We start from the raw sequence: 25,715 nt of genomic DNA, 5'->3' as shown, positions 1-25,715 counted from the left end.
ACAATTTTAGTGAAAAGGAGAACAAATGAAATTGAATAAATTCATCAAATATGTTGGTTTGAGTCTTGTGGGCTTGGCGGCAGTTGGGACTTTGGTAGCCTGCTCATCAAAGTCATCAAGTCAATCAAGTGGAAAACGGACCATTGAAGTCGCTACGGTTGGAACAACCAAACCCTTCACTTATGATAAGGATGGGGAATTGACGGGTTATGAAATCGAAGTCATGCGTGAAATCTTCAAAGGATCAGATAAATATGAAGTCAACTTTAATAAGACGGAGTGGTCTTCAATCTTTGCAGGCTTAGACGGTGATCGTTACCAAATCGGTGTCAGCAACCTTAGCTACGATGAAAAACGTGCGGAAAAATACTTGTATCCAAATCCTTACGCAAAGAACCCAGTGGTCTTAGTGGTTAAAAAAGGATCAGGCATCAAGTCATTAGATGATATCGGTGGCAAGTCTACAGAGGTCATCCAAGGTACATCTACAGCGAAACAGTTGGAAGCCTACAATGAAGAGCACAAGGATAATCCAACAGAGCTCAAATATACAGAGGGTACCATCCAATCCATTCTGGCTAATTTGAGCGATGGCCGTTCAGATTATAAGATTTTTGAACGTTTGACAGTTGAGGCCATCATCAAGGACCAAGGCTTGGATAACTTGGAGGTCATCGAACTACCAAGCGATAAACAACCATACGTATACCCAATCCTTGCTAAAGGTGAGAAAGAATTGGAAACCTTCGTCAACAAACGGATCAAAGAATTGTACGAAGATGGGACACTGGAAAAATTGTCTAAGAAGTACTTCGGTGGAACTTTCCTTCCAGAAGCTTCTGATATTAAATAAGGTTATTTAAAAACATCATAAGGAGAAAAGAATATGAAATTAACAAAACTTTTTGGAGTAGCAGCTCTTGCTACCGTTGCAACATTTGCTTTAGCAGCATGTGGTTCTTCAAAATCATCTAAATCATCTGATAAAGATGGTGTGACAACTGTTAAAGTTGGGGTGATGAGCTTAAGCGATACAGAAGAAGCTCGTTGGAAAGAAGTGCAAAAGAACTTGGATGACGCAAAAGCAAACATCAAGTTGGAATTCACTGAGTTTACAGACTATTCTCAACCAAACCAAGCTGTTCGTGATGGCGATGTGGATATCAATGCTTTCCAACATTACAACTATCTTGAAAACTGGAACAAAGAAAACAACGCAGACCTAGTTTCTGTTGCAGATACTTACATTGCGCCAATCCGTCTTTACTCTGGTACAAAAGATGGGAAAAATAAATACACAGATGTGAAAGACATTCCTGAAAAAGGAACGATTGCAGTACCAAACGACCCAACAAACGAAAGCCGTGCCTTGTATGTATTGGAATCAGCTGGTTTGATCAAGTTGGATACAAAAGATGGGGAATTGGCTACCATCAGCAACATCAAAGACAATCCAAAGAACTTGACAATTTCTGAGTTGGACGCTTCTCAAACAGCTTCTTCACTTCCATCAGTTGATGCAGCAATCATCAATAACACTTTTGTTCGTGAAGCAGGTATTGATTACAAGAAAGCTCTCTTTGTAGAAAAAGCAAACAGCAATTCTAAACAATGGTATAACTTGATTGCAGCTAAGAAAGATTGGAAATCATCTGATAAAGCAAAAGCAATCGAAGCTATTATTAAAGCTTACCATACTGACAACGTGAAGAAAGTGATTGAAGAATCTTCAGACGGTATGGACCAACCAGTTTGGTAATCAAGAGGATGAATAGAGAGGTGGAGAAGATTTTCTCTACCTCTTATCGTGTATAGTAGGAGGAAATGATGTCGAATCCAAGAGAGACAGAACAAATACGCAAATTTGAAAACGATGAGGTCGCTCAGCATTATTTTGAAGTCCTAAGAACTCTCATCTCCAAGCGCTCCATCTTTGCCCAGCAGATTGGTCTAAAAGAAGTGGCAACCTACTTGGGAGAAATCTTCACAGCTGCAGGGGCTAAGGTAACTGTTGATGACAGTTATACAGCGCCATTTGTTATTGCTAAATTTGTTTCACCCAATCCGGATGCGAAGACCATCATTTTCTACAACCATTACGATACAGTTCCAGCAGATGGCGACCAGCCTTGGACAAGTGATCCCTTCACGCTTTCGGTCCATTATGGGACCATGTATGGTCGAGGGGTAGATGACGACAAGGGGCATATTACCGCACGCTTGACGGCTATTCGAAAATATATCCGTGAGAATGGTGACCTTCCGGTTAACATTACCTTTATCATCGAAGGAGCAGAAGAATCTGCCTCAACAGATCTGGACAAGTATCTAGCTAAGCACAAAAAACACTTGCGTGGGGCAGACCTCTTAGTCTGGGAACAAGGGACCCGTAACCAACAAGGGGAACTGGAAATCTCAGGTGGAAACAAGGGGATTGTTACCTTTGACATGGTGGTCAAAAGTGCAGATGTGGATATCCATTCCAGCTATGGTGGGGTGGTGGAGTCAGCATCCTGGTATCTGCTCAATGCTTTGTCCAGCCTTCGAGATAAAGACGGTCGCATCTTGGTGGATGGCCTCTATGATTTGATTGAGGAGCCTAACGAGCGGGAATTGGCCTTGATTGACCGTTATGCCAATAAGACAGCAAACGATGTGACTGAGATTTACAATCTCCAATTGCCTATCTTGAAAGAGGAACGCAGTGAGTTCTTGAAACGATTTTATTTTGAACCAGCCATGAACATTGAAGGCTTGGGGACAGGCTATCAGGGTCAAGGAGTCAAAACCATTCTACCTGCAGAAGCTCGAGCCAAGATGGAAGTTCGGTTGGTGCCTGGCTTGGAACCCAAACAAGTCTTAGAATTGATTCGTGCTCAGTTGGATAAAAATGGCTTTGAGAAGATTGATCTCGTCTATACACTAGGGGAAATGAGTTATCGGAGCGATATGAGTGCGCCTTCCATTCTCAATGTCATTGATCTGGCCAAACGCTTTTATCCAGAAGGGGTCTGTGTCCTTCCAACAACTGCAGGCACTGGTCCCATGCATACGGTCTTTGAGGCCTTGCAAGTTCCTATGGCTGCCTTTGGAATCGGAAATGCCAATAGTCGAGATCATGGTGGGGATGAGAATGTGAAAATTGCTGACTACTATACCCATATTGAATTAATTAAGGAGTTAATCACAAGTTATGAGTAAAGAAATTATCAAATTGGACCATATCGATGTTACCTTTCATCAGAAAAAACGGGAAATTGTAGCCGTGAAGGATGTGACCATTCATATCAATGAAGGGGATATTTACGGGATTGTTGGTTATTCTGGAGCAGGGAAATCAACTCTTGTACGGGTCATCAATCTCTTGCAAGTACCGTCAGCAGGTACTATCACTGTAGATGGCGATGTCATCTATCAAGACCAGGTGACGTTGAATGCTGCGGCTTTACGCCAAAAACGTCGGGACATTGGTATGATTTTCCAACATTTCAATCTAATGGCCCAAATGACCGCTGCTGAAAACGTGGCTTTTGCCCTCAAACATTCAGACTTATCTAAAGAGCAAAAGGCTGAAAAAGTAGCCAAGTTGTTGGAACTAGTTGGTCTGTCAGATCGGGCGGACAACTATCCTGCTCAATTGTCAGGTGGACAAAAACAACGGGTGGCGATTGCGCGTGCGCTCGCCAACGATCCAAAGATTTTGATTTCTGACGAATCAACATCCGCCCTAGATCCAAAAACGACCAAACAAATCCTTGCTCTTCTGCAAGAGCTGAATCAGAAGTTGGGCTTGACAGTGGTCTTGATTACCCATGAAATGCAGATCGTTAAAGACATTGCCAATCGAGTGGCTGTCATGCAAAATGGTGAATTGATTGAAGAAGGCTCTGTTTTAGACATCTTCTCTAATCCTAAGAACGAATTGACACAAGACTTCATCACAACTGCAACAGGAATCGAGGAAGCTATGGTGAAAATCAACCAGCAACAAATTGTTAAGCAATTGCCAGCGGATTCTGTTTTGGCCCATTTGAAATATTCTGGTTCGGTGACAGACACAGCGATTATCAACGATATTTATAAACAGTACCAAGTGTCTGCTAATATTCTACACGGAAACATTGAAATTTTGGATCATACCCCTGTTGGTGAGTTGGTTGTTATCCTTACTGGGGAAGCAGCGAATCTAACTGCAGCACAGCGGGATCTACAAGCAGCAGGTGTTTCTGTGCGTGTCTTAAAAGAAGGGAGTAATGCATGATTGACTTTATTCAAACCTATCTACCAAATGTTTACCGGATGGGCTGGAGTGGCCAAGCTGGATGGGGAACAGCGATTTATCTGACCCTTTACATGACCTTTATCTCTTTTGTGATTGGTGGTTTATTGGGACTCATTGCAGGATTATTATTAGTCTTGACAGCACCTGGTGGGATTATCGAGAATAAATTGGTTTTCCATATCTTGGATAAAATCACGTCCATCTTCCGTGCCATTCCTTTTATCATCTTGCTAGCCTTGATCAATCCCTTTACTCGTATGATTGTCGGAACTGGGATTGGTCCTACGGCGGCCTTAGTTCCCCTATCTTTAGCTGTCTTTCCTTTCTTTGCCCGCCAAGTTCAAGTCGTTTTATCTGAGCTTGACCGTGGTGTGATTGAAGCAGCTCAAGCTAGTGGGGCAACCTTTTGGGATATTGTTGGTGTCTACCTTCGTGAAGGACTTCCTGATTTGATTCGTGTCACAACCGTGACCCTCATTTCCTTGGTTGGTGAAACAGCCATGGCGGGTGCGATTGGAGCAGGTGGTCTCGGAAACGTGGCTATTTCATATGGTTACCAACGCTTTAATAATGACGTTACCTTGCTAGCAACCTTCTTGATTCTGCTGTTGATTTTCTTTATTCAATTTATTGGTGATTTCTTAACCAAAAAAATTAGTCACCGATGAGGACGGGTAAGGTAAATAAAAATGATACAGAAACATCAGTTTAAGCAGGTTGCAGCCTTTGCAGGCTTGTATTTTCTTGCCATTGGATTAGGCGTCCTACTGGGAAGTCTGGTTGACAATCGAGGAAACATGTTTTATGCTCCAGCCTTCTCCGCCCTAGTTGGTGGAGGGATCTATCGAGTCTATGTTGAAAAAATTCAACGAACAGGAGCCATTCTAGTAGTCGCTCTTGTGATTGGTTCTTTTTTCCTTTTCACCCGTCATGGAGCTGGAGCCTTTCTTCCTGCTGTTGTTGGAGGTCTTTTGGCCGAATTGGTCGCAGCCCGTGGACACTACCAGTCGAAGTTAGGCAATGCCTTGTCTTTCCTCCTCTTTTCCTTTACGACGACAGGGCCCATTCTGATGATGTGGATCCAACCGGCTAGTTACCGTGCTTCTTTACAAGCACGTGGGAAAACGATGGATTATATTGAACGTGTTATGGTACCGTCGAATATGGAGACAGTAAGCTGGTTTTTATTGACCCTTCTTCTTGGAGCTCTACTAGGTTATCTTCTTGGACAATTGGTCTATCAAAAGCTAGATAGAAAATAACATGATGGAGAAGAAATATGCACAATAATTTACTAGTCCTTCAGTCAGACTTTGGTCTGGTAGATGGGGCTGTCTCTGCTATGATCGGGGTTGCTTTAGAGGAATCACCAACCCTCAAGATACACCACTTGACCCATGACATTACCCCTTATAATATCTTTGAAGGAAGTTACCGCCTCTTTCAAACGGTGGATTACTGGCCAGAAGGAACAACCTTTGTCTCTGTCGTTGATCCAGGTGTCGGCTCTAAACGAAAGAGCGTTGTAGCCAAAACAGCGAAGAATCAATACATTGTCACTCCGGATAATGGAACCCTATCTTTCATCAAGAAACATGTAGGGATTGTTGCTATCCGTGAGATTTCAGAGGTCAAAAACCGTCGGGCCAATACAGAGTTTTCTTATACCTTCCACGGGCGTGATGTCTATGCCTATACAGGAGCTAAGTTGGCCAGTGGGCATATCAGCTTTGAGGAAGTGGGGCCAGAGCTCAGTGTTGAACATATTGTAGAAATTCCTGTGGTGGAGACTGTTATAGAGGACAATCTTGTCAAAGGAGCCGTTGACATCTTGGATGTGCGCTTTGGTTCTCTTTGGACCTCGATTACTCGGGAAGAGTTTAATCATTTGGAACCCGCATTTGGGGAACGCTTTGAAGTAACCATTTATAACAATGACATGCTGGTTTACCAAAACCAAGTGACCTATGGTAAGTCCTTCGCCGATGTGCGGATTGGACAGCCAATCCTTTATATCAATTCCCTCTACCGTGTTGGTCTTGCCATCAACCAGGGATCCTTTGCCAAGGCCTATAATGTAGGAGTTGGGGCTTCTTGGCATATTGAAATTAGAAAAATGGAAAATTAATAGGAGATAAAAAATGAAACAAAAACAAGCTTTTTCAATTAAGGATGTTGTAGCTATTGGGGTTGGAGCAGCCCTCTTTGTCGTGATTGCAATGATTCCAATTCCGGCACCTGCTCCAAATACAAATATTCAGTTGCAATACGCTCTTCAAGCCCTCTTTAGTGTGATTTTTGGTCCGATTGTTGGTTTCTTGATGGGCTTAATCGGTCATGCTATTAAAGATGCCATGACCTATGGCCTCTGGTGGACTTGGATTATTTCTAGTGGCTTGTTTGGTCTCTTTGTTGGTTTGTTCCGCAAACAAATCGGTAACCTCAAAGGAGAAGTGACCAAGAAAGAATTGATCGTCTTTAACGTTGTTCAAGTCATTGCCAACTTGCTTATTTGGGGATTGATTGCACCGATTGGAGATGTGATGATCTACAAAGAAAGTGCTAACAAGGTCTTCCTTCAGGGAGTTGTAGCAGGTTCTGTTAATGCTTTGACAGTTGCTATTGCAGGTTCTCTTCTCTTGATTGCCTATGCCCGTACCCAAACAAAAGATGGAAGTTTATCTAAAGATTAATAGAAAATAAGAAAAAAAGCCTGGGAATCCAGGCTTTTTTTGTGTATCGAAAATATTTTTTACAAAATGTAAGATATATATTGCAAAATAGAAAATATAGTGTATAATATAGCTATAAAAACAAGAAAGGAAAAGCATGTGGCGAAAAATCTCAAATTAAAAATGGCCCGGGTCGAGCATGATATGACCCAGGGGGATCTTGCAGATGCCATCGGAGTGACGCGCCAGACCATTGGCTTGATCGAGGCAGGGAAATACAATCCGACCCTCAGCCTCTGCCTGGCAATTTGTAAGGCCTTGGATAAGACACTGGATCAACTGTTCTGGGAGTAACAGTTTTTAACAATAGAAAGAGGAATCATATGAAACAAAAGAAAGAACCAATTGTAAAAGATGAACGGACCATGCTGATTGATGGAAAAATTGCAGGGGAACTTGTTCTTGGAATGACCTGCTTTATTGCAGTATCCGCCTTTGTGAAGGCTAGTATCCTGGACTTGGACCTACTAGCCTATATGCCAGAGCTCATTCTCTTGATTGCCATAGGAGCTTATGCCCTTGTCAGAAGGATTAGTTCTGGGATTGATGTTCGAGATATGTTAGACAAAGACAGCTGGTTCAGTCGCATTGGCTCAGGTATCTTATTTGCCCTATTCGTGATCGCAACGGATGTGATTGGAAAGCGGGAAACGATGAGCTTTATGCTTAGTCCTAAGTATCTGCTCAAAATCGTCCTTGCCATTTTAGTCTTTGCCCTTCTGACTTATTTGTTAGAAAAACCACTCGCCTTCATTAATCGGAAAAAACAGAAGAAGATCGAGGCAGAGTTAGAGGAGGAATAGATGAGATTACACTTAATGAACAAACAAATCATAGATGAACGAGAAGAAGGACTCGCCAATAAGGCTGGTGCTGAAACAGCTGGATTTCTGTTTCTTGCCTTAACCGTTTTTAGTGTGGGGTCTATATTTACTTCTCAGGTCGGTCTAAGTCCAATCATGGTAGTGAGCTTACTCATTGTCTCAGGAATTTATTATGCTGTTCGTTGTCAACGATTGGGCGTACGGTTTATCAGCTATAGCTACCTAAATCTAACAGGTGTTATAGTAGTGACCTGTATTCTTTCCTTATTCATCTGGACTCAGAATTATCAATTAAATCAAACCATCTATCAGTCTAATCCCTTCCATTCAAAATTCTTGCTAGTCCTTCCCATCACCTTTCTCCTGAATCTTCCGATTGTATGGGGGATGAATTTCCTTGTGATGCTCCTTGCAAAAGTAGAGAAGAAACGCTATGAAGACTATCTGGACCAGTTGGAGATGGAAGAGTAAGCGGAGAAACTCTAAGATCATTTATATTGTTAAAACTGGGATAAGCTAGATTCTTCTCTCTCATAGATTTTGAAATCTGTTTATTTGTAAAAAATGAGCTATAATATAAGAAATTGAATATAAGCAAAATGAGGTTGTGGATGAAAAATTTAGGCTTAGTTTTTAAAACAATGAGAAAATCAAGAAAGCTATCATTAGCTGAGGCTACAGGGGGACTTTTTTCAATTTCAATGCTATCTAGATTTGAGAATGGCCAAGCGGAGATGTCTGCCGAAAAATTGAGAGAATGCCTAGAAAATATCTATTTGCAAATGGGAGAATTTGAATTTATGGTTTCTGAATTTCAACCCTCTGAGATTGAAGAGCTGCATTGGAAGTTGACAAAATATCGTTCCCCCCTTCAAAAGCAAGCGCTAGAGGTGCTACTAGCCGAACAGAAACAGAAATTTTTAACTAGTTCAAAAAAACAGTTTTACAGATTAAATACAATATGGATTAAAGCTGTATTATCAGCATCAATTGAGGATTATGAAGTTCCAAAGGAAGATATTGATTTTTTAACAAATTACTTATTTTCTACTGAAATTTGGGCACGCTATGAATTACTTCTATTTTCAGAAACAGCTCATTTATTTGACAGTCAATTATACCTTTCCTATTGTCAAGAAATGCTAAAACGATCTTCGTTCTTTCGGCATAATAATCTAAATGACAATTTGATTCATACGATGTTAGTAAATGGACTTTTTCATGCAACTAAGGAACACAATTTTTTAGAAAGTACACTATTTGAACATTTACTTTCAGAACATTTTGCAGATACACGAGATGCATTTATGAGAATAATGGAGAAGATAGCTAGGGGGTATCATCAATTAGAAGAAGGTAATAGTAGAGGTAAACAAGAAATTGAACAAGGAATTTTAATATTTGAACAATTAGGATATCTTGAACAAGTTAATTATTTTAAAGAAGTTTTTAAAGACAAGTTATAAAATTGCTTATATTCAAAAAAGATGCGAAGGCATCTTTTTTTGATAGTCTAATAACAAAGGTATTAGAAAGGAGATCGCATATGACTGCATTTGTTGAAAAATTACGCAAATTGCCGATTCATTTATTTATCAATGCTTCATTTTACCTTTATTGTGAAAAAATTGACCTCGAGGACTTTTATCCCGTTTGGAGACGATATCTGGAGGTGGTAGAATGAATCTTGTGAAAGAAAATCGATTTATTAGATATTCTATGATCGCAAATTTTTTTAACCAATTCGGTTCCTCCTTATATAATATTGTTTTCATTATATATGTAGCAACGACATTTCATTCTAAGTTATACATTAGTGTTGCAAATATGATTATTATGGTGCCCATATGTTTTCAACTTTGGATTGCACAAAAAGCAGATGAGACAGAATTTAAATCCAAATGGATCATTCGTATCGGATGGATTCAAGGTTGTTTCTTCTTCGTAATAGCGTTTCTAACTGGAAAGGTATCACTTTTTGCTTTTTCGATGATTTGTTTTTTAAATATCATATCGGATTGTTTATCTTGTTATCAAAGTTGTCTCTATACTCCAATTTTTAGTCATCAAGTCCATGAAGAGCAATTGCTTGAGGCTTATTCCTTGAATAATATTATAGGTTATATTTGTGCAATTGGAGGACAAACTACTGGAGTTTGGATATTAAATGCGACGCATCAACAATTTAAAGTAATAGCCATGTTAAATGCGATCAGTTTTATCATATCCTCTCTTATTTTTTGGTCCATAAAAGATGACTTAAGACACGGACAAGCCTTGAAATCTTCCGAAACTACATTTCTTAACAAAATAAAAGCAACTTACCAATTGGCTATTCAAACATTTAATGAGAATGAAAAAGTATCTTTTAGATGGATGTTTGTTTGTATTGTTCTAATGAATGTATTGAGTACAGCAATATCTCCGATTTTATTGATTTACTATTTAGATCATTCACTTTTTAGGTTTTCCTATGGAGAGAGTATATTAGTATTACAGATCGTTGGACTAGTATTTGGAATTCTAGGAAATCTTCATCCAGAGGGATACTTTGCTCAAAAATCCTTAGTTTCAATCTTAAAAATGAGTACGGTAGTTCTTGTAGTTACAGGTTTAATTGGAATATTAAATTTACCGTCTATTTTTATTATTCTTTTAAGTGGAGGAGATGCCTTCTTAACAGGAAAATTTAATCCGAAATTAAGTGCATTTTGGGCAAAAAGTATTCCAGAATATCAATTAGCTCAGGTACGAACGCTTATTTCCACCGTAGTAATGGCTTCAATTCCTTTAGGTACAGTAATCTTTTCAGTGTTAGCATCCTATTCAGTAAAGCTGAGCTGGTTTGTATTTTTTGGAGTATCAATGGGAGTATTGATTTCAATTGTGGCATATAAAGGCAAAGAAGTTGATTAGTATTCGGTACTTAGCTTTTTTCGGTCAAATAAATTGCATTCGTTTTCTTGGGAGAGTATACTGGTATAGTTGAATGAAAAATTCTGATAATTTAATCTTAGAAAAGAGAATCTTATGGCAAAACCTATTCGTGTCTTACTTTACTATAAATATGTTCCCATCGAAAACGCAGAACAATTTGCGGCAGACCACTTGGCTTTCTGTAAGTCTATTGGCCTCAAAGGGCGTATTCTAGTCGCTGACGAAGGGATCAACGGAACTGTTTCTGGTGACTACGAAACGACGCAAAAGTACATGGACTACGTTCACAGCCTTCCAGGCATGGAAGACCTCTGGTTCAAGATGGATGAGGAAGAAGAGCAAGCTTTCAAGAAGATGTTTGTTCGCTACAAAAAGGAAATCGTTCACCTTGGGTTAGAGGATGAAAACTTCGATGAAGATATTAATCCACTTGAAACAACAGGTGCTTACTTGTCTCCAAAAGAGTTTAAAGAAGCTCTTTTAGACGAAGATACCGTTGTCCTTGATACTCGTAACGACTACGAGTACGACCTTGGACACTTCCGTGGGGCTATCCGTCCAGATATTCGCAACTTCCGCGAGTTGCCACAATGGGTTCGTGATAACAAAGAAAAATTCATGGACAAACGGGTTGTAGTATACTGTACGGGTGGTGTCCGCTGTGAGAAATTCTCAGGCTGGATGGTCCGTGAAGGCTACAAAGATGTCGGCCAATTGCACGGTGGTATCGCAACTTACGGAAAAGATCCAGAAGTTCAAGGAGAACTGTGGGATGGGAAGATGTATGTCTTTGACGAGCGCATTGCGGTTGATATCAACCATGTCGATCCAAGCGTTGTCGGAAAAGACTGGTTCGATGGTACACCTTGCGAACGCTATGTCAACTGTGGAAATCCCTTCTGTAACCGTCGTATCTTGACTTCAGAAGAGAACGAAGACAAGTACCTCCGTGGTTGCTCACACGAGTGCCGTGTTCACCCACGCAATCGTTATGTTGAAGAACACAAGATGTCACAAGCAGAAGTTAGCGAGCGTTTGGCAGTTATCGGTGAGACGCTTGATGGAGAACCTGCATAAGGTAAAAACAGCCCTTTGGCTGTTTTTTATATGGAAAATCATGAAAATTTGTGCTATAATTTGGTAAGCGATTACATAAAGGAGAAAACAAATGTCAGTTGTGTTTTCAATTCGAAATAAAAAGAGTATGTTTGGCTATCAAAAAGTGATGCCGGCTAAAGATGTATTAAATTTGGTGGAGGGAGTGCTTACCTACAGTTTTGAGGAAGCCATGCTTAGTCGCTCTCTCAAAGATTTTCCAGCTATGATGTGTATCCGCTATGGAAAGAGCTGTTTGCCAATCATCCTTCGCTATCTGGATCAAGAGCATGCTTATCAGTTCATCCTTGCAGATTTTGCAACCCTTGAAGATTGGCGACTCATCTTAGAATGGCTCAGTGCCCTAGCTCGCCAGTTGGGAAATGAGATTCACGATAATTTGGGGACCAGCTATGATGCAGATTCTATTTTCTCTTTTGACTATGAAACCTATTTGTTGAAGAATTTACAGAATTTAGAAAAAGATCCAGACCTTCATCAATACCAGCTTCAGGGCTTTGCTCATCCTGTTATCTTGGATCGTGAGCTCCTACGTCAAATCTTAGACTCTCCTCAACCTTTAGAGGAGTTCAGTCAAGTGGTTAAAAAGGTACAATACAGCTCTGCTTTCTTTAGTCAAGTCCGTTTCTACCGTCAGAACGAAACGGGAGGCATCATTGGCAGTTACAGTCTAACAGAAGATACGGATACGGTTTTGCCACGTGTGCCTTTTGTGCCTGCAGAGTTTGTAGAGAAGGTCAATATGGATGAAGTCATCGACTGGAAAGTGAACTTAGTGGAAATCACTGGGAATCCCGATATGCCAGAGAGTTATAAGCCGGTGGCAGCTGTGAATTTAGAAGCTCTACTGGATGCTTTGGACTCAAGTGAATTTGAATTATTGGATGCCAATCAAATTGAAATCAAAAAATTGTCCAAGGAACGCTTGTTGCAATTGGCCCAACTCGAATAAAAAAAGTTCTCAATTCTGAGAACTTTTTTTATTAGTTTGATTCGTGTGGCAAGATCAAGTTAAGGATGATTCCTGTCATAGCTGAGAGAGCTGTTCCTGCCAGGGTCACAGGACCGAGTTTCAGTGTTGCTCCACCAAGTCCAAGAACCAACATGGCACTTGCAATAATTAGGTTGCGCATCAAGCTGAAGTCAACGCGTTCTTTAATTAAGACTTTCAAACCGTTGCTTGCGATTACTCCGTAGAGAAGGATGGACATCCCACCAAGAACAGAGTTTGGAATGGTAGAGATGAGAGCAGTAAATTTACCAAAGAAGCTCAAAGAAATAGCGATCAAAGCAGCATTTCGGATAACGGAAACAGAAGCAATACGAGTCATCCCAATCACTCCTGTATTTTCTCCATAAGTGGTATTAGCTGGACCACCAAGAAAGGCCGATACAGAAGTTGCAATTCCGTCACCAAGAAGGGTACGGTGAAGTCCCGGTTGTTTCAAGAATTGACGGCCACAGATTTGGCTAAGTACTGTATGGTCACCGATATGTTCTGAAATCGTTACGATAGCGATTGGCAAGATGGCGATGGTTTCAGGACCAAAATACAAGTTGTATTGTTTGAAGGCACCACCTGTATTGAAAGGAAGATAGAAGCCAGGAATCTCAAACCAGTTAGCTTTGAGGACTGGTTTGAAGTCAACCAAGCCCAAGCAGACTGCGAAGACATAGCCACCGATAATGGCAAAGAGGAAAGGAATAATTTTGAAGAAACCTTTTCCTTTGGTGTTGATGAAGGCAGCAATCAGGAAGGTCACGACAGCGACAAGGGCGTTTTTCCAGTCTCCTCCTTCAACAAAACCAGCGTTCTTAACAGCTGATCCTGCAAGACCTAAACCAATAACGATGATCATAGGTCCAATAACAACGGCTGGAAGCAATTTGTCAATCCAGCGAGTGCCAGCAACTTTAACACCTGCTGCGACAAGCACGTAGATCAGACCAGTCAGGATAACCCCAGTTTGGGCCGCATCGACTTTTCCGCCCATTTCCTTCATCGCCAGAGCCATGGCTGTGATGAAGGCGAAGGAAGAGCCGAGGTAGACAGGGACTTTAAATCCGGTACAAGTCATATAGATCAGTGTCCCAACGCCTGATGCAAAGAGGGCAACAGATACGGGCATGCCTAGGATGAGTGGTACCAGGATGGTTGCCCCAAACATGGCAAAAACGTGTTGGAAACTTAATAAGATTCCTTTTAGGGGTGCCGGATTTTGATCGACATCCAGGAGCAAATCAACAGTTGATTCTTCTTTCATAATAACCTCACTTTTGGGCACCAAAAAAGAGCCCATGATTTTTTTGCATAGCAAGGGCCCTCAGATTGTTCATATTCTGTGTCTTTGTCACCTCACGGGATGACATTAAAAACCTTTGCTTCTAAGAAGTATAGCAGAAAAAATTCGTTTTGTAAACGAATTTTTCCCGAGCCTAGAAATGAGAGAGCGAGGGAGGGTTAGTAAGAGTGACATGATTGTATCAGGCAAGAGGTGGCTGATAGACGCAGTGGTTGAGTGGCCCATGCCACGCTCTAATTTCGCTTGGATGGACCTACTCAACTTTGCGGGGGAGGGACGACGAAAGCATTATTTTAATTGATTATTGCTTTCTGTCCCTCTCCCTTTCCCGAGCCTAGAAATGAGAGAGCGAGGTAGGAGTTAGTAGTTAGTAGTAGTGACCTATTTGCATCAGGGAAGAGGTCAACAATTGACGTAGTGATTGAGTGATCCCTCTTCATTTTCTTTTTGAAGAAAATTGTATTGTTTCCTACCACAAAAGGCGAACAAGTGGGGCTTCTTGCTCCTTTGTTAGAAGGAAAGAAGCCGGTTTTGTGGTATAATAGAGGACTAGAAGTAGAATAAATGAAAGAGGAGCAAGAGATGCTGTTAGAAGAATTTGATGCCAATCGACAGGCGATTATCAATCCACAAGACCTGCACGGTCCAATTGAGGGATTTCCTAAAGTAGCCATCTCTTGCTTTTCAAGAGTGACCTTTGCGCGCTTGCTTGAGAATTACAATCATGAGGTGATCACAAGAACCTCCATGGCTAACTTTGAAGTCATTGTCTATGGGATTAGGATTGGAGACCAACAGATTGCGGTCTTCAATGCGCCAGTTGGGGCTGCTTCCTGTGTGGGAATTATAGAGGATCTGATTCAATTTGGGATGGAAAAACTCGTTCTCTTTGGAACTTGTGGGGTTTTGGACCAAGATATTGAGGCGACCTCCATCATCATTCCGACAGCTGCCCTTCGAGACGAGGGGACTAGTTACCACTATCTTCCGGCTAGTGATGAAGTGGAAGTGAACAAGGGAGTCCTCCCTCTCTTCAAAACCTTTCTGGATCATCACAAGGTTTCCTATCAGTTAGGAAAAGTGTGGACGACAGATGCACCCTATCGGGAAACCATCGACAAGATGAAGCGTCGGAAGGCAGCAGGAGCCATTTGTGTCGATATGGAGTGTTCTGCAGTGGCGGCCTTAGCAACTTTTCGAGACTTTGCTCTCTGCCATTTCTTCTATGCGGCGGATCACCTCTCGGAAGAAAAATGGGATATCCGAACCTTATCTAGTCATGCGGACTTAGATAGTAAGGACCGAATCGCAGAATTGGCAATACAATTTGCGCTCTTATGGGAAAAGGCGAATTAAATGAAAGAAGCAATCATTGAATTGAAGGATTTTTCCTTCCAGTATAAGGCCCAGTCTGAGCCAACCTTAAAAGGGATAAACCTGACCATTTATGAGGGAGAAAAGGTCCTGATAGTGGGACCATCTGGCTCTGGCAAGTCAACGATAGGCCAGTGCTTAAATGGGATTATTCCCAATATCTATAAAGGAACTAGTAGTGGGCAATTCCTTATGCGGGGGAAAGAAGCCTTTGATCTCAGTATTTATGAGAAGTCTCACTTGGTCAGTACGGTCTTACAGGATACGGATGGTCAGTTTATCGGTCTTAGTGTTGCAGAGGACTTAGCTTTTGCTCTTGAAAACGATATGGTCGAGCTGGAAAGCATGAAATCTCGGGTTCATACCTGGGCGGAGCGCTTAGACTTGAGCAAACTCTTGGACCATCGGCCTCAAGATTTATCCGGTGGACAAAAACAGCGGGTCAGCTTGGCAGGCGTCCTGATCGACGAAAGTCCGATCCTGCTCTTTGATGAGCCACTGGCTAATTTAGATCCCAAGTCGGGTCAGGATATCATTGATCTGATCGATCAGATTCATGAAGAGCAGGGGACGACAACCATTATCATTGAGCACCGTTTGGAGGATGTGCTCTACCGTCCTATCGATCGGGTCATCTTGATTAATCAAGGGCAAGTCCTCTTTAATGGGCGACCAGATGAGTTGTTGAGAACCAGACTACTTGCTGAAAATGGGATTCGAGAACCCCTCTATTTAACAACCCTTCGCCAGTTAGGCCAGGATATCAGCAAGCTACCGAATTTGGACAACGTTGAAAAAATACCACTTGAAGATTTATCAGTGGAAATTCCAACTCCAAATTTTGAAAAAAGTGCAGAGGTTGAAGTAATTTTAGAGCTTGGTCATTTGAACTTTGCCTATCGAGAAGGCCAGCCTATTCTAAAAGATCTTTCCTTGACTATTCCAAAAGGCCAACGGTTGGCGATTGTCGGAAAAAATGGGGCTGGAAAATCTACCCTTGCTAAGGCGATTTGCGGCTTTATCCAGACGGAAGGAACTTATTTCTCAAAGGGTGAGGATATCAAGGGTGATAGTGTCAAGGAGCGGGCAGAGCGAGTAGGTTATGTCCTGCAAAATCCCAATCAGATGATTTCATCGACCATGGTTTTTGATGAGGTGGCCCTCGGTCTTCACTTGAGAAATGTCCCAGAGGACCAGATTGAAAGTCGTGTCCATCAAGCCTTGAAAACCTGTGGTCTCTATGAGTTTCGTAAGTGGCCGATTTCTGCCTTGTCTTATGGTCAGAAAAAGCGGGTAACCATTGCTTCGATTTTAGTACTGGGGCCTGAGGTTTTGGTTTTGGATGAGCCAACGGCTGGTCAGGATCAACGAAACTATACAGAAATTATGGATTTCCTTGATGAACTCCATCAAAAGGGACATACCATTATCATGATTACCCATGATATGCAACTGATGCTGGATTATTCCGATCGAGCGATCGTGGTGACGGATGGGCAAATTTTGGCAGATTTGACGCCGGCAGAGCTCTTGACCCAACCAGAAATTTTAAGACGGGCTAATTTGAAAGAAACGTCTATTTTCGCCTTGGCAAATCGACTTGGTGTCGATCCTCTTGCCTTGACCCAGTTTTATATGAATCAGAAGGGGGTAGGTCATGAATAATCGCTTAGTCGGCTACCATGCTGGAACCAGCTTTCTGCATCACCTCTCAGGTGCCAGCAAACTCCTATTTTTATTGTTGGTATCATTAGCTGCCATGTTGAGTTACGATACCCGCCTGTTATTGGTCATTGGTCTAGGTGCCCTCGCCTTATTTGCGACCTCAGGCATTCGTTTGAAAGACATCTCTTTTATTCTTAGTTTTGCCCTGGTCTTTGCTCTTCTCAATGTCTTGATGGTCTATCTTTTTGCCCCTCAATATGGGGTAGAAATCTATGGAGCAAAAACAGTTCTTCTAGATGGTTTAGGAGCATATAGCATCACAGCACAAGAGTTGTTTTATCTTTTCAACCTAGCTTTGAAGTATGTGTGTACCATTCCGCTGGCTCTTATTTTCCTAATGACCACCCATCCTAGTCAATTTGCTTCAAGTCTTAATCAGATTGGGGTGTCCTACAAGATTGCTTATTCAGTAAGCCTGACCCTGCGCTATATTCCAGATGTGCAGGAGGAATACCAGATTATCAAGCTCTCCCAAGAAGCAAGAGGATTGGAATTGTCCAAAAAGGCCAACTTTGTCCAGCGGGTGAAGGGAAATCTTCAGATGATTTCTCCCTTGATTTTTAGTTCTCTGGAGCGGATTGAAACGATTTCTACAGCCATGGAACTGCGTCGCTTTGGGAAAAATAAAAAACGGACCTGGTACACCTATCAGGAGATGACGACTCGTGATCGTCTGATTATCCTAGGGTCCGCTCTGATGGTAGTCTTGAGTTTGGTCTTGATTTGGGTGAACCAAGGTCGATTCTATAATCCTTGGAGGTAAGAAAATGGCAGAAACAATTTTAGTAACAGGAGCTTCAGCTGGCTTTGGTCAAGCTATTTGTCAACGCTTAGTTGCCGATGGTCATCGAGTGATTGGTGCGGCTAGACGCATTGAAAAATTACAGGCCCTTCACGAAGAGTTGGGAGAAGCCTTTTATCCTCTTCAAATGGATGTAACAGATCTCACTCAGGTGGATCAGGCACTTGCCAGTTTACCAAAAGCTTGGGAGCAGATTGATGTCTTGGTTAATAATGCTGGCTTGGCCCTAGGCCTCGCTCCAGCTCAGAAAGCAGAGATTGCAGATTGGTTGACCATGATCCAAACCAATATCATCGGTCTGACCTATTTGACCCGGCAAATCCTCCCCCAGATGGTGGAAAGAAATGATGGGTATGTCATCAATATGGGGTCGACTGCTGGGACGGTTCCCTACCCAGGGGCCAATGTTTATGGTGCTTCCAAGGCCTTCGTTAAACAGTTCTCTTTAAACCTACGTGCCGACCTGGCTGGAAAACAAATTCGGGTGACCAATATTGAACCAGGTCTCTGTGAAGGGACCGAGTTCTCATCGGTTCGCTTTAAAGGGGATGAAAAACGGGTAGAAGCTCTCTATCGAGACGCTCATGCTATTCAACCTGAAGATATAGCCAATACGGTGTCTTGGCTCATTCAACAACCCAAGCATGTCAATGTCAATCGGATTGAAATCATGCCAGTTTCCCAAACCTTTGGCCCTCAACCGGTCTATCGGGGTGACTAGTTTTACTAACCAGCTCTATCTAGTGCTGGTTATTTTTCCATGTTGAGGATAGAAAATAGGAGGAGAATATCCATGTCAAAAGCCTTAGTGATTGGATCCACTGTTTGTGATATTATGGTCTATCTGGATCGTCTACCAAGTCGGGAAGGGGACGCCCATATCCATGAGCAGACTTGGTCTCTTGGAGGGTGTGCCTTTAATGTCGTCTCTGTACTTCATGCTTTAGGTCAAAAGGTAGACTTCATCTCGCCAGTTGGGACGGGTGTCTACGGGAATTTTGTTAAGGCAGAACTAGAAAAGTTGGGCATCCAAACCCCTATTTTAGTAACAGGAGCGAATGGTTGTTGCTATTGTTTCATTGAGTCGGATGGAGAACGAACCTTTTTATCAGATCATGGAGTGGAATATGGTTTTCAGAAGGAATGGCTGCAGTCTCTGGAGCAGGAAAGCTATGATTCTATTTATCTCTGTGGCCTTGAAGTAGAAGAGCCGACCGGGATGGAACTCATTCAAGCTGTGTCAAAACTCGAAGGCCAAGTTATCTTTGCGCCAGGGCCTCGCGGTCTCTTGATTCCCAAGGACCGACTGGAAGCAATTTATGATCTCCAACCCATCCTCCACCTCAATGAGCTAGAAGCCAAGGCTTTTTCAGCATGTGAAGAGATTGCTGAAGCGGCTAAGACACTTTATCAGAGAACGGGGCAGTTAGTCGTTGTGACCTTGGGAGAGCAAGGAGCGATTGCTTACGATGGCAGCTGGTATGAGGCTGCCGGATTTCCGACAGAAGTTCTTGATACTGTAGGAGCAGGAGACAGTCATCTGGGAGCCTTTTTAGCAGCATCCTTGCAAGGGGTAGATGTAGAGGATGCCTTAATCTTTGCTAACCGTTTAGCAAGCAAGGTTGTGGCGACTAGGGGAGTTCATTTAGGGCGCCATCACTACCATGCCCTAGAGCAAGAGTTGAACCAATTGGTCCAGTCAAAAAGAAGAGAGTGGGACAGAAATCGGTAATTCGTTAGAATTCGATTTCGTCGTCCCACCTCCGCACAGTTGAGTAGGGCTGTAACAGCAGATGAAATCAGCGTAGTAGAGCCCACTCAACCACTGCGTCTTGCTCGACAATCCAAAGACAATTGAGAGGCTAGGACTTTTGTCCCAGCCTCTTCTTTTGAGTTGATTTTATAATGGCCGCTTATTGGGCATGCCAGCTTTTCTTGGATATTTATTAGGAGTTTCTTTTTTCTTCTCCACAACAGTGATGTAACGAGGATCTCCATTTGGCAATTCATACTGTAGATTGTTTTCGACCTTGCTAAAAAGGATGTTGAGGGCATTTTTTGCTTCTTCCAACTCTTCTGGAGCATTGCTAGCTTTAAGTGCGAGGAGTCGTCCTCCAACTTTCAGATAGGGAATGGTCAGTTCAGAAAGGACCTGCATGCGGGCAACCGCACGAGCGGTCACAAGGTCAAATTGAGCACGGAAGGCCTTGTCTTGTGCGAAATCCTCAGCCCGTCCATGATAGAAATGAACCCCGCTCAAGCCTAACTCTTCAGCCAGCAGGTGGAGAAAGTTAATCCGCTTATTGAGAGAATCAATGATGGTCACATCCAGTTCAGGGAAAAGAATCTTCATAGGAAGGCTGGGAAAGCCAGCACCAGCTCCGATATCCAAAAGACGGATAGGTTGATTTTCAATTAAGCCCTGCAAAATAGGCGCGATAGAATCATAAAAATGCTTGAGATAGACTTCGTCTTTATCGGTGATAGCGGTGAGATTAATTTTCTCATTCCATTCTACGAGGAGCTCGAAATAGCGTTCGTATTGTTCTTTTTGTCGATCAGTTAATGGGAAGCCGAGGTCGGCTAAATGGGCATAAAATTCTTCTGGTTTCATAAGATAATTTTACCACAAAATAAGGGAAATTTGATATACTGGTAGAAAGAAATGAAAGGAATTCAATAAAATGATTTGGATTATTCTTGGGATCTTAGTGGTCCTCGCATTTTTGGTCGTTGGAGTATACAACGGTTTAGTGAAAAGTCGGATGCAAACTCGTGAAGCTTGGAGTCAAATTGACGTGCAATTGAAACGTCGGAATGACTTGATTCCAAATTTGATCGAAACCGTTAAAGGGTATGCTAAGTACGAAGGAGATACACTAGCAAAAGTAACTCAACTTCGCCAACAAGTAGCGCAAGCATCTTCACCTGCAGAAGCAATGGCAGCCAGTGATGCTCTTTCACGTCAAGTGGCAGGTATCTTTGCGGTGGCTGAAAACTACCCAGACTTGAAAGCTAACACCAACTTCATGCAATTGCAAGAAGAATTGACTAACACAGAAAACAAAATTTCTTATGCTCGTCAATTGTACAACAGTGTCACAAGCAACTACAATGTCAAGTTGGAAACTTTCCCAACAAACGTGATTGCTGGAATGTTTGGCTTCAAACAAGCCGAATTCCTTCAAGTGCCTGAAGAAGAAAAAGCTGTACCAAAGGTGGATTTTAGCGGATTAGGAGACTAATATGCTGTTTGACCAAATTGCAAGCAATAAAAGGAGAACCTGGATTCTCCTTATTGCTTTTTTCATACTCTTGGCCCTCATCGGAGCAGCCGTTGGCTACCTCTGGTTAGGCTCCTCTCTTGGTGGTGTCATCCTAGCTTTGATTATTGGTGGAATCTATGCGATTAGTATGATTTTTCAATCGACAGAGGTAGTGATGCGGATGAACGGGGCGCGTGAGGTGACGGAAGAGCAAGCCCCTCAACTCTACCATATTGTCCAAGATATGGCCATGGTAGCTCAAATCCCTATGCCTCGGGTCTATATTGTAGATGATCCATCCATGAATGCATTTGCGACGGGGTCTAATCCTCAAAATGCTGCTGTTGCAGCAACGACAGGTCTTCTAGCTGTGATGAACCGTGAGGAATTGGAGGGAGTCATCGGACACGAAGTCAGCCATATTCGCAATTACGATATCCGCATCTCTACGATTGCAGTTGCCCTTGCTAGTGCCATCACCATGCTCTCTAGTATTGGAGGACGGATGATGTGGTGGGGCGGTGGTCGTAGACGGGATGATGATCGAGAAGGGGGCAGTGGTTTAGAAATTATTATTCTGATCCTTTCCTTGATTGCCATCGTCTTAGCGCCATTAGCGGCGACCTTGGTCCAGTTAGCCATTTCCCGTCAACGGGAGTTCCTAGCGGATGCCTCAAGTGTCGAATTGACACGGAATCCTCAAGGAATGATCAATGCTCTTTTGAAACTGGATAATAGTGTGCCTATGCAACGAGAAGTCGATAGTGCAAGTAGTGCTCTCTTTATCAACGATCCAAAAAAAGAATCAGGTTTTCAAAAGCTCTTTTATACCCACCCACCGATTGCAGAGCGGGTGGAAAGACTAAGAAGAATGTAAAGCAAATCTACAATTAGTAAGATTGAGAGTGTGAGAAAACTGTTTTTCTTTACAAATCTAATAAATTCTATAAAAATGAAAGAAATTTATTCGTTAGAATGATTCAGTCATCTATTGAAACTTTCCGCCGTGAGAAAAAGTGCTTGAAATACTACGTTTCAAGCACTCGGGAGTTTTGGAACCTTAGGTCCAAAACTAAGTCATGGAACTTCGATGAAGTTCGCTGACGTCCGTACTCACCTAAGGAAAGTTTTAAGGATGACTTTGTCTTCAATTTGAATCCACCGGATGGTGGATTTTTTATTTACTTGATAAGAGGACAGTACCGAAACCAAGGAAGGCAAATATTCCCCAAGCAAGAGAGAGGTTCCAGATAGCTAAGCTAGAGAAAAGGGCTGTTCCAAGTGGCATGGCAAAGCTTACCATCAGTCCCAAAAAGCTAGAGGTAGAAGCTAATTTTTCAGCTGGCAGTTTGCTCATTAAAAGACTGGAAACTTTTGGATTTATTTTTGCAACAAGATAACCGAGGAAAGTGATGAGTAAAAGGGAAAGGATATCCCAGCGCACCAAAATATTTGTGAGGCCAAGGATGCTCAGGCCACTTGCAATCCACAGTAGGATATGATGGAGCGATTGCTTGGAAAAATAGTCATGGGGTGTCAGGCTAGCCCAGACCATACTTAAGATCGTTACAGCTTCTAAAATCAAGAGAGATTGGCTGAAGCTCAAATGAAAGAAGGGAGAGTGAAGCAGTTGCAAATTGTAGATCCCAGAGATGGATCCCCCTAAGGCATTGATAAAAATTAAGGATAGGAGAAGTTTTCCAAAATTGTGAACCTCTTCGTCTGCAAAGATAGTGGTGACATTGCGATACATGTCTCGACATTCTTGAAGGAAAGAAACGTTCTTACTAGATTCCACTTGAATAGGTTCGTGGGTCAGTTGACTTCGTCGGATGAAAAGACAAGTGGAAGAAAGGAGAAATGTCAGAGCATTGATCGAAGCGACTAGTGCAAAATTTTGATGGCTGATGGCTAGAAGCCAAACTCCTAGAGCTTGTCCAGAAATCGAGCAGACCATACTAAGCAGTTGATTAAAGGAATAAGCTTCCATTAAATCCTCGCTAGGGATGTTCTTCTGCATAATGGGAAGTTGCAAGCCCCCGCGATAATCACTGAAACAATCTGACACAATATTCAAGAAGCAAACGATCGAAAAGGCCAGGTAACCTGGAATCTTGGTCATCAGTGCAATGATGACGAAAAGAACAGCTTGCAGAAAGCCCATTCGGATTAGCCAGTCAGCTTTTTTAGCGGTGTAATCGGCCTTTATTCCAATGAAAATGGTGAAAAGACTTGGGATAAAAACAATGAGATTGGCGATCCCAACTGCGAAACTTGGATGGGGCATGCTAGCCGCAAAGACCACAAAGACAAGGTTGTATATTGCAGCACCAATGGTATTCAAAAAACGTGAAAGACTGAGTAAGGCAAAGATGGGATTGCGAAATAAGAGTTTCATAAGCTTTCCTCCTTCTGTTTAGCAGATAAAATAACTTCTCTTGAATGGTGCAAGACCTGCTTGATAAGAGACAGTTTCTCTTCTTCTGTCAGTTCTAATTTTTCCTCTTTAAAATAAAAACTAGTATTTTTAAGGAAATAATGAAGGAGACGATTCTTTGGTTTGCTTATCATACTGGGACCTCTTTCTTTTCTTGATGATCCTATTGTACCCCCTAAAAGCAAGAAAAATCACATGTTGCATATTTTCAACAAAAAACTCACAGAGTAGATCTGTGAGTTTTTAGGATTTATTGATCAGTTCTCGCAGGCCCTGTTTGTAGTAGTTGGCACTGTCCTTACAATCCAGAATAGAGAGAACCTGGATGGCCTGTTCCATCTTTTCAAGACCGATTTCTTTTTCTCCCTTTCGATAGAGAAATTCTCCTTTGGCGTAGAGATAAACCGTCCGAAGGTAGGCTTCGTTCTCAGAGTAAAAGTGGTCGTTAATTAGGTGGTCAAAAAAAGATGCATCTTCAAATTCATTTGAACTAATGGCGAGAAAGAAGCCATTAAGGAAAATAGAATTGATGGCAGGACGAGAGGAATCTAGGAGAAGCTTGAAATCCTCCCGTTGGACCAACTCCTCTGTGTATTGTCGATAGAGCTGACTAGAGAAAAGAGGAGAGGTCAGTGAAAATAGGCTTAACTCAAAATTTCCCCAGACCATGACAGAGAAGAGGTAGTCATAGAGGAAATCTAGTTCCTCTTGGCTAGCAGCCAACTCTACCTCAGGATATAAGCCAAGTATTTTGGCCTTGAGAATAATGCTGGCTAAGAAGTCTTCTTTTTTCTGATATTTCTGATAGGCTTGCTGGTAGCTTTGGTACAAGGCTTGATCGTGTTCCAAGCTCATGTTTTCATAGTGCTCTTTCAACAATTTGGGGATAAAGGAGTGCTGATCGATTCCTGCTAGATGAGAAAACTCACTGAGGCTGGTTTTGATCTGTTGCAAAGCCTGAAAAAACCGTTGCGTCGTCAGGTCATTTTCTCCTCTTTCAAATCGAGATAGCATGGAGCGCGAAAATTCGCCACCCGTAGCCTCCTCTAGAGAGATGTGGCGACTTTCACGTATTTGCCGAAAAACAGCTCCGATTTCTTTCATGAATTCTCCTCTATCTAACAATGCCCTAGCCAGTGACCCTCTTTTGTCCAAGAGATGGTGGGACCTTGTGTACAACACCAATTGGCCTAGTTACTGTATCTTTTTTCATGATTATAACAAATTTTTGAGGAGACTTCTTGGTTGAGGGGCAGCTTCATGATATACTAGTAGTATCTAGAAGATTTGAGGACAAAAGAATGAACCTATTTACACAAGAAATCCGTAAAAATCCTGAAGGACTAGCCTTTGATCAAGAGTTGGATTTGCTCAAAGAATTGCAAAAGCGTAATCCAGAAATTCTTGATTTAAAGAATGTGACTGCGACAGGACGAGTAGCCTATGATACAGGCCTCTATGTCTTGGATTACCAGTTGAGCTATACCATCGTTTTGGCATCTAGCCGAAGCATGGAGCCTGTTGAGCTTCAAGAGAGCTATCCTGTAACAGAGGTGTTTGCGGAGGATGTACAGTCTGACGCAGATATCGAGGCCCTAGAGGAAGACTTGATCCTTCCAATCGAAGGTGGGAAGATTGACCTGAGTGAGAGTGTAGCGGATAATATTCTGCTCAATATTCCTCTCAAGGTTCTCACTCCAGAAGAAGAGGCTGGACAAGGTTTTATCGAAGGCAATGATTGGAAAATCCTATCCGAAGAAGAATACCAAGCCGCTCAAGCGATTAAGAAAGAAGAAAACAGTCCTTTCGCCGGTCTAAATGGCTTGTTTGACGAAGAATAAGCTAGAGATTGCATTTGATAAATTTAGACATAAATACAGGTCTTTTCTTTGAGGAAAGGCCTTCTTTTGATATACT

28 protein-coding genes are annotated in these 25,715 nt (G+C 42.1%); 23 read left to right on the top strand and 5 right to left on the bottom strand.

Features of this window, described 5'->3' with window-relative positions:
* Positions 1–25 precede the first annotated feature (25 nt).
* From DW930_RS05215 to DW930_RS05145, 15 genes are all read left to right on the top strand, one after another.
* Positions 26–853 carry an amino acid ABC transporter substrate-binding protein gene (locus tag DW930_RS05215; protein ID WP_117744610.1) on the top strand — a complete coding sequence of 276 codons (828 nt, stop codon included), beginning with the start codon at positions 26–28 and terminating at the stop codon, positions 851–853.
* A 33-nt stretch (positions 854–886) separates the two neighbouring features.
* Positions 887–1,759, top strand: a complete 873-nt coding sequence (locus tag DW930_RS05210; RefSeq protein ID WP_117744609.1) for a MetQ/NlpA family ABC transporter substrate-binding protein — start codon at positions 887–889, stop codon at positions 1,757–1,759.
* Positions 1,760–1,827: 68 nt separating this feature from the next.
* Complete coding sequence (locus DW930_RS05205) at positions 1,828–3,201, top strand: M20/M25/M40 family metallo-hydrolase (RefSeq protein WP_117744608.1); 1,374 nt, start codon at positions 1,828–1,830, stop codon at positions 3,199–3,201.
* Positions 3,194–4,261 carry a methionine ABC transporter ATP-binding protein gene (locus DW930_RS05200; protein ID WP_123159502.1) on the top strand — a complete coding sequence of 356 codons (1,068 nt, stop codon included), beginning with the start codon at positions 3,194–3,196 and terminating at the stop codon, positions 4,259–4,261. The genes DW930_RS05205 and DW930_RS05200 overlap by 8 nt, the downstream gene beginning before the upstream one ends.
* The gene (locus tag DW930_RS05195; protein WP_006595735.1) at positions 4,258–4,950 is read left to right on the top strand and encodes a methionine ABC transporter permease; all 693 of its coding nucleotides are present in this window, start codon (positions 4,258–4,260) and stop codon (positions 4,948–4,950) included. Before DW930_RS05200 ends, DW930_RS05195 begins: the two co-directional genes overlap by 4 nt.
* 21 nt (positions 4,951–4,971) lie before the next feature.
* Entirely contained in the window at positions 4,972–5,544 is a 573-nt protein-coding gene (locus tag DW930_RS05190; protein ID WP_023024181.1) for an MptD family putative ECF transporter S component, read from the top strand.
* A gap of 17 nt (positions 5,545–5,561) precedes the next feature.
* Entirely contained in the window at positions 5,562–6,410 is an 849-nt protein-coding gene (locus tag DW930_RS05185) for an S-adenosyl-l-methionine hydroxide adenosyltransferase family protein (protein WP_023024179.1), read from the top strand.
* A gap of 13 nt (positions 6,411–6,423) precedes the next feature.
* Positions 6,424–6,975, top strand: coding sequence for an ECF-type riboflavin transporter substrate-binding protein (locus DW930_RS05180; protein WP_117744604.1), 552 nt, complete (start codon positions 6,424–6,426; stop codon positions 6,973–6,975).
* A gap of 138 nt (positions 6,976–7,113) precedes the next feature.
* Positions 7,114–7,308: a helix-turn-helix transcriptional regulator gene (locus DW930_RS05175; RefSeq protein ID WP_023027179.1), complete on the top strand. Its 195-nt coding sequence runs from the start codon at positions 7,114–7,116 to the stop codon at positions 7,306–7,308.
* Between the two features lie 29 nt (positions 7,309–7,337).
* Positions 7,338–7,817, top strand: coding sequence for a DUF6773 family protein (locus DW930_RS05170; protein WP_123159501.1), 480 nt, complete (start codon positions 7,338–7,340; stop codon positions 7,815–7,817).
* Complete coding sequence (locus DW930_RS05165) at positions 7,818–8,309, top strand: DUF6773 family protein (protein WP_123159500.1); 492 nt, start codon at positions 7,818–7,820, stop codon at positions 8,307–8,309.
* Between the two features lie 140 nt (positions 8,310–8,449).
* Positions 8,450–9,304: an Rgg/GadR/MutR family transcriptional regulator gene (locus DW930_RS05160; protein WP_165851214.1), complete on the top strand. Its 855-nt coding sequence runs from the start codon at positions 8,450–8,452 to the stop codon at positions 9,302–9,304.
* 214 nt (positions 9,305–9,518) lie between these two features.
* Positions 9,519–10,754: a permease gene (locus DW930_RS05155; RefSeq protein ID WP_123159499.1), complete on the top strand. Its 1,236-nt coding sequence runs from the start codon at positions 9,519–9,521 to the stop codon at positions 10,752–10,754.
* A gap of 114 nt (positions 10,755–10,868) precedes the next feature.
* Positions 10,869–11,852 (top strand): rhodanese-related sulfurtransferase, encoded by a 984-nt coding sequence (locus tag DW930_RS05150; protein ID WP_123159498.1) that lies wholly within the window; start codon positions 10,869–10,871, stop codon positions 11,850–11,852.
* Between the two features lie 91 nt (positions 11,853–11,943).
* Positions 11,944–12,843, top strand: coding sequence for a DUF4299 family protein (locus DW930_RS05145; RefSeq protein WP_123159497.1), 900 nt, complete (start codon positions 11,944–11,946; stop codon positions 12,841–12,843).
* A gap of 31 nt (positions 12,844–12,874) precedes the next feature.
* Here the strand turns inward: DW930_RS05145 and DW930_RS05140 are convergent, their stop codons facing one another.
* Positions 12,875–14,155, bottom strand: coding sequence for a solute carrier family 23 protein (locus tag DW930_RS05140; protein WP_165851213.1), 1,281 nt, complete (start codon positions 14,153–14,155; stop codon positions 12,875–12,877).
* 621 nt (positions 14,156–14,776) lie between these two features.
* On the opposite strand from DW930_RS05140, the gene DW930_RS05130 reads away from it, so the two are divergent.
* The 5 genes from DW930_RS05130 (at position 14,777) to DW930_RS05110 (ending at position 19,827) form a co-directional block, all read left to right on the top strand.
* Entirely contained in the window at positions 14,777–15,550 is a 774-nt protein-coding gene (locus DW930_RS05130) for a nucleoside phosphorylase (RefSeq protein ID WP_123159495.1), read from the top strand.
* Positions 15,551–17,233 (top strand): ABC transporter ATP-binding protein, encoded by a 1,683-nt coding sequence (locus tag DW930_RS05125; RefSeq protein WP_123159494.1) that lies wholly within the window; start codon positions 15,551–15,553, stop codon positions 17,231–17,233. It abuts the gene before it with no gap.
* Complete coding sequence (locus DW930_RS05120) at positions 17,226–18,056, top strand: energy-coupling factor transporter transmembrane component T (protein ID WP_117744595.1); 831 nt, start codon at positions 17,226–17,228, stop codon at positions 18,054–18,056. Before DW930_RS05125 ends, DW930_RS05120 begins: the two co-directional genes overlap by 8 nt.
* A gap of 4 nt (positions 18,057–18,060) precedes the next feature.
* A complete protein-coding gene (locus tag DW930_RS05115; protein WP_123159493.1) occupies positions 18,061–18,816 on the top strand; it encodes an SDR family oxidoreductase in 756 nt (251 codons plus the stop codon).
* 72 nt (positions 18,817–18,888) lie between these two features.
* The gene (locus DW930_RS05110; protein ID WP_123159492.1) at positions 18,889–19,827 is read left to right on the top strand and encodes a PfkB family carbohydrate kinase; all 939 of its coding nucleotides are present in this window, start codon (positions 18,889–18,891) and stop codon (positions 19,825–19,827) included.
* A 168-nt stretch (positions 19,828–19,995) separates the two neighbouring features.
* Here DW930_RS05110 and rsmG read toward each other — a convergent pair whose 3' ends face one another.
* Positions 19,996–20,709: a 16S rRNA (guanine(527)-N(7))-methyltransferase RsmG gene (gene rsmG / locus DW930_RS05100; protein ID WP_120701696.1), complete on the bottom strand. Its 714-nt coding sequence runs from the start codon at positions 20,707–20,709 to the stop codon at positions 19,996–19,998.
* Positions 20,710–20,779: 70 nt separating this feature from the next.
* Here rsmG and DW930_RS05095 point away from each other — a divergent pair, with 70 nt between their 5' ends.
* The gene (locus DW930_RS05095; RefSeq protein WP_117744591.1) at positions 20,780–21,340 is read left to right on the top strand and encodes a LemA family protein; all 561 of its coding nucleotides are present in this window, start codon (positions 20,780–20,782) and stop codon (positions 21,338–21,340) included.
* 1 nt (position 21,341) lies between these two features.
* Positions 21,342–22,238, top strand: coding sequence for a zinc metalloprotease HtpX (gene htpX, locus DW930_RS05090; protein ID WP_023024155.1), 897 nt, complete (start codon positions 21,342–21,344; stop codon positions 22,236–22,238).
* Between the two features lie 300 nt (positions 22,239–22,538).
* Here the strand turns inward: htpX and DW930_RS05085 are convergent, their stop codons facing one another.
* From DW930_RS05085 to DW930_RS05080, 3 genes are all read right to left on the bottom strand, one after another.
* Positions 22,539–23,759, bottom strand: coding sequence for a transporter (locus DW930_RS05085; protein ID WP_123159491.1), 1,221 nt, complete (start codon positions 23,757–23,759; stop codon positions 22,539–22,541).
* Entirely contained in the window at positions 23,756–23,932 is a 177-nt protein-coding gene (locus tag DW930_RS10445) for a hypothetical protein (protein WP_165851212.1), read from the bottom strand. The genes DW930_RS05085 and DW930_RS10445 overlap by 4 nt, the downstream gene beginning before the upstream one ends.
* Before the next feature lie 109 nt (positions 23,933–24,041).
* Positions 24,042–24,902, bottom strand: coding sequence for an Rgg/GadR/MutR family transcriptional regulator (locus tag DW930_RS05080; RefSeq protein ID WP_123159490.1), 861 nt, complete (start codon positions 24,900–24,902; stop codon positions 24,042–24,044).
* A 197-nt stretch (positions 24,903–25,099) separates the two neighbouring features.
* Between DW930_RS05080 and DW930_RS05075 the strand changes: the two genes are divergently transcribed.
* Entirely contained in the window at positions 25,100–25,639 is a 540-nt protein-coding gene (locus tag DW930_RS05075; protein WP_003005275.1) for a DUF177 domain-containing protein, read from the top strand.
* Positions 25,640–25,715: the final 76 nt, after the last annotated feature.

It is taken from the genome of Streptococcus sp. AM43-2AT (assembly GCF_003603405.1).
Taxonomy (GTDB): Bacteria; Bacillota; Bacilli; order Lactobacillales; family Streptococcaceae; genus Streptococcus; species Streptococcus ilei.
The sequence above is the reverse complement of the archived record's forward strand: the minus strand, read 5'-3'. Positions and strand labels throughout refer to the sequence as shown.

Bases quoted from the DNA above. Each gene is read 5' to 3' on its own strand.
- DW930_RS05215 (WP_117744610.1), top strand. From the start codon at position 26: ATGAAATTGAATAAATTCATCAAATATGTTGGTTTGAGTCTTGTGGGC.
- DW930_RS05210 (WP_117744609.1), top strand. From the start codon at position 887: ATGAAATTAACAAAACTTTTTGGAGTAGCAGCTCTTGCTACCGTTGCA.
- DW930_RS05205 (WP_117744608.1), top strand. From the start codon at position 1,828: ATGTCGAATCCAAGAGAGACAGAACAAATACGCAAATTTGAAAACGAT.
- DW930_RS05200 (WP_123159502.1), top strand. From the start codon at position 3,194: ATGAGTAAAGAAATTATCAAATTGGACCATATCGATGTTACCTTTCAT.
- DW930_RS05195 (WP_006595735.1), top strand. From the start codon at position 4,258: ATGATTGACTTTATTCAAACCTATCTACCAAATGTTTACCGGATGGGC.
- DW930_RS05190 (WP_023024181.1), top strand. From the start codon at position 4,972: ATGATACAGAAACATCAGTTTAAGCAGGTTGCAGCCTTTGCAGGCTTG.
- DW930_RS05185 (WP_023024179.1), top strand. From the start codon at position 5,562: ATGCACAATAATTTACTAGTCCTTCAGTCAGACTTTGGTCTGGTAGAT.
- DW930_RS05180 (WP_117744604.1), top strand. From the start codon at position 6,424: ATGAAACAAAAACAAGCTTTTTCAATTAAGGATGTTGTAGCTATTGGG.
- DW930_RS05170 (WP_123159501.1), top strand. From the start codon at position 7,338: ATGAAACAAAAGAAAGAACCAATTGTAAAAGATGAACGGACCATGCTG.
- DW930_RS05165 (WP_123159500.1), top strand. From the start codon at position 7,818: ATGAGATTACACTTAATGAACAAACAAATCATAGATGAACGAGAAGAA.
- DW930_RS05160 (WP_165851214.1), top strand. From the start codon at position 8,450: ATGAAAAATTTAGGCTTAGTTTTTAAAACAATGAGAAAATCAAGAAAG.
- DW930_RS05155 (WP_123159499.1), top strand. From the start codon at position 9,519: ATGAATCTTGTGAAAGAAAATCGATTTATTAGATATTCTATGATCGCA.
- DW930_RS05150 (WP_123159498.1), top strand. From the start codon at position 10,869: ATGGCAAAACCTATTCGTGTCTTACTTTACTATAAATATGTTCCCATC.
- DW930_RS05145 (WP_123159497.1), top strand. From the start codon at position 11,944: ATGTCAGTTGTGTTTTCAATTCGAAATAAAAAGAGTATGTTTGGCTAT.
- DW930_RS05140 (WP_165851213.1), bottom strand. From the start codon at position 14,155: ATGAAAGAAGAATCAACTGTTGATTTGCTCCTGGATGTCGATCAAAAT.
- DW930_RS05130 (WP_123159495.1), top strand. From the start codon at position 14,777: ATGCTGTTAGAAGAATTTGATGCCAATCGACAGGCGATTATCAATCCA.
- DW930_RS05125 (WP_123159494.1), top strand. From the start codon at position 15,551: ATGAAAGAAGCAATCATTGAATTGAAGGATTTTTCCTTCCAGTATAAG.
- DW930_RS05120 (WP_117744595.1), top strand. From the start codon at position 17,226: ATGAATAATCGCTTAGTCGGCTACCATGCTGGAACCAGCTTTCTGCAT.
- DW930_RS05115 (WP_123159493.1), top strand. From the start codon at position 18,061: ATGGCAGAAACAATTTTAGTAACAGGAGCTTCAGCTGGCTTTGGTCAA.
- DW930_RS05110 (WP_123159492.1), top strand. From the start codon at position 18,889: ATGTCAAAAGCCTTAGTGATTGGATCCACTGTTTGTGATATTATGGTC.
- rsmG (WP_120701696.1), bottom strand. From the start codon at position 20,709: ATGAAACCAGAAGAATTTTATGCCCATTTAGCCGACCTCGGCTTCCCA.
- DW930_RS05095 (WP_117744591.1), top strand. From the start codon at position 20,780: ATGATTTGGATTATTCTTGGGATCTTAGTGGTCCTCGCATTTTTGGTC.
- htpX (WP_023024155.1), top strand. From the start codon at position 21,342: ATGCTGTTTGACCAAATTGCAAGCAATAAAAGGAGAACCTGGATTCTC.
- DW930_RS05085 (WP_123159491.1), bottom strand. From the start codon at position 23,759: ATGAAACTCTTATTTCGCAATCCCATCTTTGCCTTACTCAGTCTTTCA.
- DW930_RS10445 (WP_165851212.1), bottom strand. From the start codon at position 23,932: ATGATAAGCAAACCAAAGAATCGTCTCCTTCATTATTTCCTTAAAAAT.
- DW930_RS05080 (WP_123159490.1), bottom strand. From the start codon at position 24,902: ATGAAAGAAATCGGAGCTGTTTTTCGGCAAATACGTGAAAGTCGCCAC.
- DW930_RS05075 (WP_003005275.1), top strand. From the start codon at position 25,100: ATGAACCTATTTACACAAGAAATCCGTAAAAATCCTGAAGGACTAGCC.